At 50.4% G+C, this 11,023-nt stretch carries 12 protein-coding genes and 1 tRNA gene; 7 read left to right on the top strand and 6 right to left on the bottom strand.

Going from position 1 to position 11,023, the window contains the following annotated elements; all coding sequences use genetic code 11:
* Positions 1–237: 237 nt before the first annotated feature.
* On the top strand, positions 238–1,041 hold the full coding sequence (gene dkgB / locus OGX95_RS05855) for a 2,5-didehydrogluconate reductase DkgB (protein WP_286628670.1): 804 nt from the start codon (positions 238–240) through the stop codon (positions 1,039–1,041).
* 20 nt (positions 1,042–1,061) lie between these two features.
* Here dkgB and yafC read toward each other — a convergent pair whose 3' ends face one another.
* On the bottom strand, positions 1,062–1,976 hold the full coding sequence (yafC, locus tag OGX95_RS05850; RefSeq protein WP_286628669.1) for a DNA-binding transcriptional regulator YafC: 915 nt from the start codon (positions 1,974–1,976) through the stop codon (positions 1,062–1,064).
* 104 nt (positions 1,977–2,080) lie between these two features.
* Here yafC and OGX95_RS05845 point away from each other — a divergent pair, with 104 nt between their 5' ends.
* The 3 genes from OGX95_RS05845 to OGX95_RS05835 all read left to right on the top strand — a co-directional run bounded on the left by OGX95_RS05845 (position 2,081) and on the right by OGX95_RS05835 (position 5,037).
* Positions 2,081–3,256, top strand: a complete 1,176-nt coding sequence (locus OGX95_RS05845; protein WP_286628668.1) for an MFS transporter — start codon at positions 2,081–2,083, stop codon at positions 3,254–3,256.
* A gap of 131 nt (positions 3,257–3,387) precedes the next feature.
* Positions 3,388–4,188, top strand: a complete 801-nt coding sequence (locus tag OGX95_RS05840) for an endonuclease/exonuclease/phosphatase family protein (protein WP_196207568.1) — start codon at positions 3,388–3,390, stop codon at positions 4,186–4,188.
* A 78-nt stretch (positions 4,189–4,266) separates the two neighbouring features.
* On the top strand, positions 4,267–5,037 hold the full coding sequence (locus OGX95_RS05835) for a class I SAM-dependent methyltransferase (protein WP_286628666.1): 771 nt from the start codon (positions 4,267–4,269) through the stop codon (positions 5,035–5,037).
* A 49-nt stretch (positions 5,038–5,086) separates the two neighbouring features.
* On the opposite strand, the gene mltD is transcribed toward OGX95_RS05835, so the two are convergent.
* Positions 5,087–6,445 (bottom strand): murein transglycosylase D, encoded by a 1,359-nt coding sequence (gene mltD, locus OGX95_RS05830; RefSeq protein WP_286628665.1) that lies wholly within the window; start codon positions 6,443–6,445, stop codon positions 5,087–5,089.
* A gap of 71 nt (positions 6,446–6,516) precedes the next feature.
* Positions 6,517–7,272 carry a hydroxyacylglutathione hydrolase gene (gene gloB / locus OGX95_RS05825; protein ID WP_286628664.1) on the bottom strand — a complete coding sequence of 252 codons (756 nt, stop codon included), beginning with the start codon at positions 7,270–7,272 and terminating at the stop codon, positions 6,517–6,519.
* Between the two features lie 33 nt (positions 7,273–7,305).
* Between gloB and OGX95_RS05820 the strand changes: the two genes are divergently transcribed.
* The gene (locus OGX95_RS05820; protein WP_286628663.1) at positions 7,306–8,028 is read left to right on the top strand and encodes a class I SAM-dependent methyltransferase; all 723 of its coding nucleotides are present in this window, start codon (positions 7,306–7,308) and stop codon (positions 8,026–8,028) included.
* Here the strand turns inward: OGX95_RS05820 and rnhA are convergent.
* The gene (gene rnhA / locus OGX95_RS05815) at positions 8,025–8,492 is read right to left on the bottom strand and encodes a ribonuclease HI (RefSeq protein WP_005133612.1); all 468 of its coding nucleotides are present in this window, start codon (positions 8,490–8,492) and stop codon (positions 8,025–8,027) included. The genes OGX95_RS05820 and rnhA overlap by 4 nt on opposite strands.
* Positions 8,493–8,556: 64 nt before the next feature.
* On the opposite strand from rnhA, the gene dnaQ reads away from it, so the two are divergent.
* Both dnaQ and OGX95_RS05805 read left to right on the top strand, forming a co-directional pair.
* Complete coding sequence (gene dnaQ / locus OGX95_RS05810; RefSeq protein WP_286628661.1) at positions 8,557–9,285, top strand: DNA polymerase III subunit epsilon; 729 nt, start codon at positions 8,557–8,559, stop codon at positions 9,283–9,285.
* A 134-nt stretch (positions 9,286–9,419) separates the two neighbouring features.
* A tRNA-Asp gene (locus OGX95_RS05805) sits at positions 9,420–9,496 on the top strand.
* A gap of 99 nt (positions 9,497–9,595) precedes the next feature.
* Here the strand turns inward: OGX95_RS05805 and OGX95_RS05800 are convergent.
* Both OGX95_RS05800 and OGX95_RS05795 read right to left on the bottom strand, forming a co-directional pair.
* Entirely contained in the window at positions 9,596–10,006 is a 411-nt protein-coding gene (locus tag OGX95_RS05800; protein WP_286628660.1) for a Spy/CpxP family protein refolding chaperone, read from the bottom strand.
* Between the two features lie 179 nt (positions 10,007–10,185).
* Positions 10,186–10,953: an amidohydrolase gene (locus OGX95_RS05795; protein WP_286628659.1), complete on the bottom strand. Its 768-nt coding sequence runs from the start codon at positions 10,951–10,953 to the stop codon at positions 10,186–10,188.
* Between the last annotated feature and the right edge of the window lie 70 nt (positions 10,954–11,023).

Here is an 11,023-nt window from a genome sequence, read left to right as displayed (position 1 = left end):
CGGTAGTTCAGTTGGTTAGAATACCTGCCTGTCACGCAGGGGGTCGCGGGTTCGAGTCCCGTCCGTTCCGCCACTTATTAAGAGCCCTGAGCATTTGCTCAGGGCTTTTTCTTTGCCTGTAACTTTATTATTGCTAAATTTGCAAAAATCCTCTGCATTTTTCGCTCTTTTTCTATAAAGAGTAGAAGGTCATAATCCCCTCAGTTAACGAATATTGTGATTAAAAAGAGGAATTCTATGACTGTCCCTGCATTTGGTTTAGGTACTTTCCGCCTGAAAGACGACGTGGTTATCGCTTCCGTTAAAACAGCTCTTGAGCTGGGTTATCGCGCAGTCGACACTGCACAAATCTATGATAATGAAGCAGCTGTTGGCCAGGCGATTGCCGAAAGCGGCGTACCGCGTAATGAGTTGTACATCACAACTAAGATCTGGATTGAAAATCTTGGCAAAGACAAACTGATCCCAAGCCTGAAAGAGAGCCTGAAAAAACTGCGCACAGATTATGTTGATCTGACGCTGATCCACTGGCCATCACCAAATGATGTCGTCTCTGTTGAAGAGTTTATGCATGCCTTGCTCGAAGCCAAAGAGCAAGGACTGACTCGTGAAATTGGTATCTCTAACTTCACTATCCCATTGATGGAAAAAGCTATTGCTGCTGTGGGGGCAGAGAATATTGCGACTAATCAGATTGAGTTATCTCCGTATCTGCAAAGCCGTAAGGTTGTTGACTGGGCGAAAAAGCACGGTATCCACATCACTTCTTACATGACGCTGGCTTACGGTAAGGCGCTGAAAGATGACGTGATTGCTCGTATTGCTGCTAAACATAACGCGACGCCGGCCCAGGTGATTCTGGCATGGGCGATGGGGGAAGGTTACTCGGTGATCCCTTCTTCTACCAAGCGTGAAAACCTGGCAAGCAATCTGCTGGCACTGGAACTGCAGCTTGATGCGGAAGATAAAGCGGCAATCGCTGCTCTGGATTGCAACGACCGCCTGGTTAGCCCGGAAGGTCTGGCGCCTGAATGGGATTAATCGTCTGACCCTCTTTGCCTTTAACCCTCTTTTACAGCTCCTCCGGGAGCTGTTCTTATATATTCACTTAAAAAATCGATAAATGCCCGAATACGGGTACTGACGGCACGATCGCTGTAATACACCGCGCTGAAAGGCATCTCGACGGGCAGTCGTTTATCCGCCATCAATTCGACCAGCTTACCCTGAGCGATCTCCTTATCAATCATATAATCTGAAAGACAAGCAATACCGTTGCCGCTCAGGCAAAGCTGCTTCAGCGTTTCGCCACTGTTCGAAGATAGACCGCAATCAACCTCATGCAATTGTCCGTCACTACAGGCTATGGGCCAGGTATTGAGCGAAATGGGTTCAGAAAACCCCAGACACAGGTGCTGCTTTAACTCTTCAACAGTCTCTGGCTTACCGAAGCGGGCAATATAGTCAGGCGAAGCAATAATCTTGCGGTAGCTGGTAAAGAGTGGCCGTGCGCGCAGACTTGAGTCAGTCAAGGTACCGGCACGTATCGCAACATCCACTTTTCGTTCAATAAGATTGATAAATGTCTCTGAGGAAACCAGCGACAACGTCATCTCGGGATAGCGCTCACGGAAAGGTTTGATCAGTGGCATCAGGAAATGCAACATCACCGGTGTTGCGGCATCAATACGCAGCAAACCGCGCGGCGTATTACGCGACTCCATGATTTCTGTTTCCGCCGCAGCCATATCCTGCAGTATCTGTTGTACGCGCCTGAAGTAGCGTTCACCTTCTTCTGTCAGACTGAGTTGCCGGGTTGTTCGATTGAGCAAACTGACGCCCAGTTTCATCTCCAGTTTCTTTACTGCCCGACTGACCGCGGAATTGGCCTGCCCAAGCTGCTCTGCGGCCCGGCTAAAGCTACCGCTTTCCACGACCGCGACAAAAATTGCCAGTTCTTCGGAGGTTGCTTTCATTTTTGCACCTGAAGCAAAATTATATTGATATTTTGAATATTTTTGTTATTAAAACATCCAGGCATACTGCCTGTCATCCGATTACTGATGATATGGAGCTATTTATGCCTCTCGCTTTATTTGCACTGACAATAAGTGCCTTCGCTATTGGCACGACTGAATTTGTGATTGTCGGCCTGGTGCCGACCATTGCTGAACAACTGGCGATCTCTTTACCTTCTGCCGGGATGCTGGTTTCAATCTATGCGCTGGGTGTGGCAATTGGCGCGCCGGTACTTACCGCCCTGACCGGACGCCTGCCACGTAAGCAACTGTTGGTTGCGCTGATGGTCCTGTTTACGGCCGGTAACTTGCTGGCATGGCAGGCACCTGGTTATACGACATTAATTGTTGCCCGCCTGCTGACAGGCCTGGCACATGGTGTCTTCTTCTCAATTGGTTCTACGATTGCGACAAGCCTGGTGCCAAAAGAGAAAGCCGCCTCTGCCATCGCGATTATGTTTGGTGGTTTAACCGTTGCACTGGTGACGGGAGTACCGCTGGGTACATTTATCGGACAACACTTTGGCTGGCGCGAGACTTTCCTTGCCGTATCACTGTTGGGGGTGATTGCACTGATTAGCAGCCAACTGCTGATCCCTGCGAATATTCCGGGTCGGGCGGCCGCCAGTATTCGTGATCAGGTAAAAGTGTTAACCCATCCACGCCTGTTGCTTATCTACGCTGTTACGGCATTGGGGTACGGTGGTGTCTTCACTGCGTTCACCTTCCTGGCACCTATGATGCAGGACCTGGCAGGTTTCTCGCCGGCAGCGGTAAGCTGGATCTTACTGGGTTATGGCGTATCGGTCGCTATCGGTAATATCTGGGGAGGTAAGCTGGCGGATAAACATGGTGCTGTCCCGGCGCTGAAATTTATCTTCGCGGCGTTGTTTGTCCTGCTGATGATCTTTCAACTGACAGCCTCTACGCAATACGCTGCGTTAGTTACGATTCTGGTGATGGGGATCTTCGCCTTCGGCAATGTTCCGGGTTTGCAGGTTTACGTGGTACAGAAAGCGGAACAATTTACCCCCAATGCGGTGGATGTAGCATCCGGTCTGAACATTGCTGCGTTTAATATTGGCATTGCGCTTGGCTCTGTGATTGGCGGACAAACGGTAGCGCATTATGGTTTAGCACAGACACCGTGGATTGGCGCACTGATTGTTCTGGCCGCTTTTTTACTGATGGGTATCAGCGGTCGCCTGGATAAACCGGCGCGGGTAGTATTGGGATAAATTGTTGATGTAAGTGCCCACTTACAAAACAAACTGCAATTGTTCGTTGAAAGTGAGTGTTAAAGTCCCTATAACAGAAGAACCAGTCCGGCTGCGGACTGGTTGACGTTATAGAGGTTTGAAAGTCTAAAGTGCGAAAAAACACCTATGCCATGCGCTATGTTGCCGGACAGCCCGTTGAGCGGATTTTACCGCCAGGGTCATTTGCGCATATCGGCCAGGCATTACCTGCAGGCGTACCGTTAAGCAGTGAAGATCGCATTCGCGTGCTGGTGTGGAATATTTTTAAGCAACAACGGGCAGAATGGTTGTCGGTGCTGAAAAATTTTGGCAAAGATGCCCATCTGGTTTTATTGCAGGAGGCACAGACGACACCCGAGTTGGTTCAGTTCGCAACCGCTAACTATCTTGCCGCCGATCAGGTTCCCGCTTTTGTGCTGCCTCAGCATCCCTCTGGTGTCATGACGCTTTCTGCTGCACATCCGGTCTACTGCTGTCCATTGCGTGAGCGTGAGCCAATTTTACGCCTGGCAAAATCAGCTCTGGTGACAGTGTACCCGCTACCTGACTCGCGTTTATTGATGGTGGTGAATATCCACGCGGTAAACTTCAGCCTCGGCGTCGATGTCTATAGTAAGCAGTTACTTCCCATTGGGGATCAAATCGCCCATCACAGTGGCCCGGTGATTATGGCCGGTGATTTCAATGCCTGGAGCCGACGTCGAATGAATGCGTTGTATCGCTTTGCGCGTGAAATGTCGCTGCGTCAGGTGCGCTTTACCGACGATCAGCGCCGACGCGCGTTTGGCCGTCCTCTTGATTTTGTGTTCTATCGTGGTTTGAACGTGAGTGAGGCCTCTGTGCTGGTCACCCGCGCATCCGATCACAACCCGCTACTCGTTGAATTCAGTCCCGGCAAGCCTGAGCAATAAAGGTGTGTCAGGTCTGCCGTAGGGCAGGCCTGTGATGGTGCTGCCCTTCATATTTCACAACAACCGAAGGACAACACAATGACAACACGCTCCCACCATGACAACGTCGAAAAGCAGTTTGGCTCCCAGGCTAATGCCTATTTAACCAGTACCGTTCATGCTACTGGTCGTGATTTACAACGACTGGCGGAAAGGCTGTCTGTTTTTCCACAGGCACGGATACTGGATATGGGATGTGGAGCAGGGCACGCCAGTTTTGTGGCTGCGCAAAACGTACAACGGGTTGTGGCTTATGATTTATCGTCTCAAATGCTTGAGGTGGTTGCAGAGGCTGCAAAAGAGAAGGGCCTGGACAATATCACCACGCAACAGGGATATGCAGAGAGCCTGCCGTTCGGCGATTGCGCTTTTGATGTAGTGATTAGCCGCTATTCAGCGCATCACTGGCATGATGTCGGACGTGCGCTGCGTGAAGTCAATCGTGTACTGAAACCCGGTGGTGTGGCTATCGTAATGGATGTGATGTCACCTGGGCATCCGGTGCGTGATATCTGGCTGCAAACCGTTGAAGCGCTGCGCGATACCTCGCATGTGCGCAACTATTCCAGCGGTGAGTGGCTGTCTTTAATCAACGACGCTGGTTTGATTACCGATACCCTGTTGACGGATCGCCTGCCGCTGGAGTTCAGTTCGTGGGTGGCGCGGATGCGCACACCTGCCGCGTTGACTGAAGCTATTCGTTTATATCAGCAGAGTGCATCTGCTGAAGTGAAAGTCTACTTCGCATTACAGGAGGATGGTTCATTCACCAGTGATACGATAATGGTTGAGGCACATAAAGCGGGATAAATAAAAAAGGCACTGGGGGGAAACCAGTGCCTTCATTTTTACAATGTTATCAGGAGTCAGGCATGCCGTTGTTTTTGACAAACAACGTGAGCTGATCGCCCGGCTGCAGATTGTCCGTATCACTGTTCCAGCGCATTACATCCTTGATGTTAACACCATGGCGTTTGGCAATGCTCGACAGAGAGTCGCCTTTACGCACACGATAGGTGATGCTATCGCTGTTGTTAGCCAGTCGCTGTGCACTGGTGCCAGCACCTACGGTCAGGCTTTGGCCCACTTTCAGGGATGATCCACGCAGATTATTCCACTGCTGCAGATCCTTCGTGCTCACGCCAAGACGTGCCGCGACGCCAGAAAGCGTATCGCCAGAGCGAACTTTGTAGCTACGGCTGTTCAGCGGCGTGTTATCTGCAACCAACGTTGACTGTACGGCTGCAATTTCGCCGGAAGCCAGAGACTCACGCAGTTTCTCTGCATGCTTCTTTGGTACCATCACGTATTGCGGACCGCTGGCACCCAACGTGGAGCCTTTCACACCTGCATTGAAGGTCTTCAGTTTGCTGACGGAAATACCCGCCATATCGGCAACCTGAGCCATCTCAACCGGACTGTTCAGGCGAACACGTGCCAACGCACGGCTTTCGTCTGTGGTAGGCAGACGCACGCCATAGCGTTTGCTGTTTTTGAGAATATCACTCAACGCCAGCATTTTGGGCACATACTGCTTCGTTTCCTGAGGCAAAGGGAGCGACCAGAAATCGGTGGATTTACCCCGAGACTTGTTCGCTTTGATTGCCTTCATCACGCGACCTTCACCGCTATTATACGCGGCAACGGTCAGCAGCCAGTCGCCATCAAACATCTTGTTCAGACGCTGCATCATGTCCAGCGCGGCAGTGGTGGAAGCCACAATGTCGCGACGTGCATCATAACTACGGGTCTGTTTTAAACCATAATTGCGCCCCGTGCTCGGAATGATCTGCCAAATACCTGCGGCATTGGCGCCAGACGTTGCGTGAGGATCAAAAGCGCTCTCCACTATGGGTAGTAGTACCAGTTCCATAGGCATGTTACGTTTCTTAACTTGCCCGGCTATCCAGTACATATACGGCTCTGCCCGTAAAGTTACATCGTGGAGATAGCTCTTATTGCGTAAATACTTCTGTTTTTGTTCGCGAATCCGGTTGTTTTCCGGAATTCCCATCTTTAGCTCGTCACCAATGAAAGCCCACAAATCCTGATCAGCAGCGATAGATGTTCCATCGTCCATCCATCGCGCCTGACTTGTAAACTTTCCTGCTTCCCCTTGACCAGCTGCAGAAAGGCTCTGTGCATGTTGTTGGACGTTACCAGTATTCTGGCACCCAACAAGCAGGACAGAGGCGAGTAATATCGCTTTTGCCTTCATGTGTGTGTCAATAGTTGCTTAAAAGACGACCGATCATAACGGCGAAGTTTTCAAAAGGCAACCCGGAATTGTCAGAACGTATCTTTCTTTGACCTTAACCAGGCAAAACGCTCTTCAGGTTGTTGCAATATTGTTTCTTTGTTTATTTCATTAATTAAATCAATATCTTCTGTTCTTAAAAAAAGATTATTTCGCCGCTCATTTTTCAGAATTACGGGGAGTGTCATTTGTTTTTTTACGCGTAACTCATTAACTTTACGATAATATTCATTTATGCACGAATCGTGCGGCAGAATGCTTAAGGCAAACTTCATGTTTGCTAATGTGTATTCATGAGCACAGCAGATAAGCGTATCATCAGGAAGCGCATTCAATTTACTAAGTGATTGATACATCTGCAGAGCTGTACCTTCAAATAGTCTGCCACAGCCGCCTGAAAATAGCGTGTCACCACAAAATAGATAAGGTTGGCTAAAGTAACAAATATGTCCTAAAGTGTGACCCGGCGTAGCAATTACCTTAAATTCATGCCCTAAAACGAGTGCAATATCGCCATCTTTGACTATGTGGGTCGTTCCCTTATCTTGCGTTTCAGCCGGTCCGTAAACCACTAATTGTGGGAAATGTTGCAAAAGTTCTTTCACACCGCCAACATGATCATGGTGGTGATGGGTCAGGAAAATGGCCTCTGGCACCCAGTGATGTTCTGCCATCGCTTTCAGAACGGGAGCGGCTTCGCCCGGATCGACAATCAGGCAACGGTTTTCATTATTTGTCAGGACCCAGATGTAATTGTCCTGAAATGCGGGAATACTGTTAAGATTCATAAATTACCTCTCAATGCGTAACGGAAGGTTGTGATGAAACCGGCAAGGATCCCTCAAACTGTCGTAGCGCCCGTTAGCTGGGATGATTTACCCTGGGGTGAGCACTATCGTGAGGCGCTGGAACATCAGCTTAACCCGTGGTTCGCAAAAATGTACGGTTTTCATCTGCTTAAGATTGGTAATTTAAGCGCAGAAATCGATTCTGAAGCGTGCGCGGTTTCTCATCAGGTAAATGTTTCTTTGCAAGGTTCGCCCATGCAGGTTACGGCCGATCCTTTACACCTTCCTTTTGCCGATAAATCCGTGGATGTCTGTCTGCTGGCTCATACACTACCGTGGTGCGCCGATCCGCATCGCTTATTGCGTGAAGCCGACCGGGTACTGATTGATGATGGCTGGTTAATACTGAGCGGGTTTAACCCGGTTAGCCTGATGGGATTGCGTAAGCTGGTGCCAGTGCTACGTAAAACACCGCCTTACAACAGCCGGATGTTTACCCTGATGCGTCAACTGGATTGGCTCTCTTTGCTGAATTTTGAGGTGCTGCACTATAGCCGGTTCCACGTGCTGCCCTGGGCGAAGCAGGGCGGTAAAATGTTAGGTGCGCATATTCCGGCACTGGGCTGTCTACAGTTGGTTGTCGCGCGCAAGCGAACAATTCCGCTTACGCTCAATCCGATGAAACAAAGTAAAAGTAAGGCACGCATCCGCCAGGCTGTTGGGGCAACCCGACAATTCCGCAAGCCAGACGCTTAAGACTCTGCTTGATACCCAACATCATCCTGGGTGGGACTCATTGCCGCAGCACGTGCAAGCTCATCACAGCGTTCGTTTTCCGGATGGCCCGCATGCCCTTTAACCCATTCCCATTTGATTTGGTGTGGTCCAAGCGCGGCATCCAGACGTTTCCACAGATCGACGTTCTTCACCGGCTTTTTATCTGCGGTTTTCCAGCCGCGTTTTTTCCAGTTGTGGATCCATTGTGTAATGCCCTGGCGCACGTACTGGCTGTCGGTGCTGAGTACCACTTCACATGGCTCTTTAAGTGCTTCCAGCGCGACAATTGCCGCCATCAACTCCATACGGTTATTGGTGGTGAGGTTGTACCCTTCGGCAAAGGTTTTTTCGCGCCCGCGATAGCGTAAAATAGCCCCATAACCGCCAGGGCCTGGGTTTCCCAGGCAAGAACCATCGGTGAAAATTTCTACCTGTTTAAGCATCTCTGGTAGACTTCCTGTTTTAGCAAATCGAAATCAAACGATAAGTCTGACATAAATGACCGCTATGAGCACTGGAATTACACGGCAGATCGTCCTCGATACCGAAACCACCGGTATGAACCAGATTGGCGCCCACTACGAAGGCCACAAGATCATTGAGATCGGTGCGGTTGAAGTGGTAAACCGCCGTTTGACCGGAAATAACTTCCACGTCTACCTGAAGCCGGATCGGCTGGTGGACCCGGAGGCATTTGGCGTACACGGAATCGCCGATGAATTCCTGCTTGATAAACCCACATTCGCCGATGTCGCCGATGAGTTTCTCGACTATATCCGTGGCGCGGAGCTGGTCATCCATAATGCATCGTTTGATATCGGCTTTATGGACTACGAGTTCGCGAAACTCAATCGCGATATCCCAAAGACAAACACCTTCTGTAAAGTGACCGACAGCCTGGCGTTGGCGAGGAAAATGTTTCCTGGCAAGCGTAACAGCCTTGATGCGTTATGCTCGCGCTATGAGATAGACAACAGTAAGCGTACTCTGCACGGCGCATTGCTCGATGCCCAGATTCTGGCCGACGTTTATCTGATGATGACCGGCGGGCAGACCAGCATGGCGTTCTCTATGGAAGGTGACAGCCAGCAGCAGAATGATACGGGGATCCAGCGCATTGTGCGTCAGTCCAGTAAATTACGCGTTGTTTTCGCTACTGATGAAGAGCTGGCAGCCCATGAGTCGCGCCTTGACCTGGTACAGAAGAAGGGCGGAAGTTGCCTCTGGCGGGCCTAGTTCTGGTATTTACAGTACAGAAATGGCCATTCGGGTGATTTTTGCAGCAAACGATTAAAAAACGTGAGAAAAAGCGTTGACGAGGCGCGAGGCAATCCGTAATATTCGCTTCGTTCCCAAGCGGAACACAACGCGGAGTGGTAGTTCAGTTGGTTAGAATACCTGCCTGTCACGCAGGGGGTCGCGGGTTCGAGTCCCGTCCATTCCGCCACTATTCAGAAAGCCTGAATCAGAAATGATTCAGGCTTTCGTCGTTTTAATCCACCCAAAATAAAAGCCTGCAATAATGTTTCATTGCAGGCCTCTGTCGTTACTCGCCCAGCGTCTGTGCGATATCTTTTTGCACCAGCTTTCGCTGCTCTGGGGTGAGCACTTTGCTCAGATCAAAGTAGTATTTCACGCGATAATAACGCGCCTGTTGTTCGATGTTGCTGAACGCGGCAAGTTGTTTCTTAACGGCGGCATCATCCCATTTCCCGGACTTGATGACGTCAATCAGTGCGCCGTCTTTAACGTCTTTCACTGAAATCTGATCAACATTGTTTTCCAGCTGTTGGTGCAGTTTTTTAATCTGCGCCACCTGGTCGTTGGTCAACTTAAGGTGTTGAACGACCGGATCCTGGGCCGGGGCGGGAACGTTGGATACGTTTGCTGCAAGCGTGCTAAAAGAGGCGCCAGCCAGAGTGGCAGCCAGCAAGGTCATACGTACGAAGTTCTTCATTTAGACATCCTGATAAGGGAATTATTGATAGTGTAGATCACCCGTCAGTGACGCGTGATTATCCCTTGCAGAATACGTTGCCCGATGCATGTCGCCACGCGAATTTGTTTTGCGGTTGGTTACGGAGTGAAACAATCCCGCGGTGGATACATGGTCCGTGGCGGGAGGGAAGGCGATCTCTACAGGGTGAAAGCGTCAGCATCCTGCCAGGCAGGAAATTTCTCGCGGTACTCGCGTAGCGCCGAAAGCGACAGCTCAGCATCAATCCGCGTTGCCTGATGCGGCTCGGCGGTGGCAATGACTTCACCCTGTGGGTTGATGACCCGGCTGTCACCGCGATAATGATGGCCGTTACCATCGGTTCCCACACGGTTACATCCTGCTACATACGCCTGATTTTCAATTGCCCGTGCGGTGAGCAGAACCTGCCAGTGCAGCGAGCGCGGTGCGGGCCAGTTGGCAACATACAAAGCGAGGTCGTAGTCGTTACGGTTACGTGACCACACTGGAAAACGCAGGTCATAACAGACCAGCGGCAGAATACGCCAGCCACGCCATTCAAAGATGATGCGTTCTTCACCTGCCTGATAATACTGATGTTCGTCTGCCATGCGGAACAGATGGCGTTTGTCATAGCGATGCACGGTGCCTTCGGGTTCAACCAGTAAAAAACGATTTACCGCTCCCCGTTCAGACTGTATCGCCGCGCTACCTGCTATAAGGGCATTCGTCTGCTGCGCTTTGCTACGCATCCAGCTTACAACCTCCTCCTGCGGCAACGATTTGTTTGCCGCTTCCATCGCAAATCCACTGGTAAACATCTCGGGCAACACAATAACGTCACGCCCGGTGACGGTTTCCAGTTGTCTGTCGAAATGGCGCAGGTTGGCTGGGCCATCCATCCAGATCAGCGGTTGTTGCAGCAGAGTAATTTTTAAACCTGGCACGATCGAGGCTCCTCGTTGAACGGCATTTTGACACTGTAGCATGAGCATTAACGAAAATGTGGCAATAAAA

Origin of the sequence: Citrobacter sp. Cu233 (assembly GCF_030332225.1) — a bacterium.
In the GTDB taxonomy this organism is placed as follows: Bacteria; Pseudomonadota; Gammaproteobacteria; order Enterobacterales; family Enterobacteriaceae; genus Citrobacter.
Note: the sequence above shows the minus strand (reverse complement) of the source record. Positions and strands in the feature narration are given on the sequence as shown.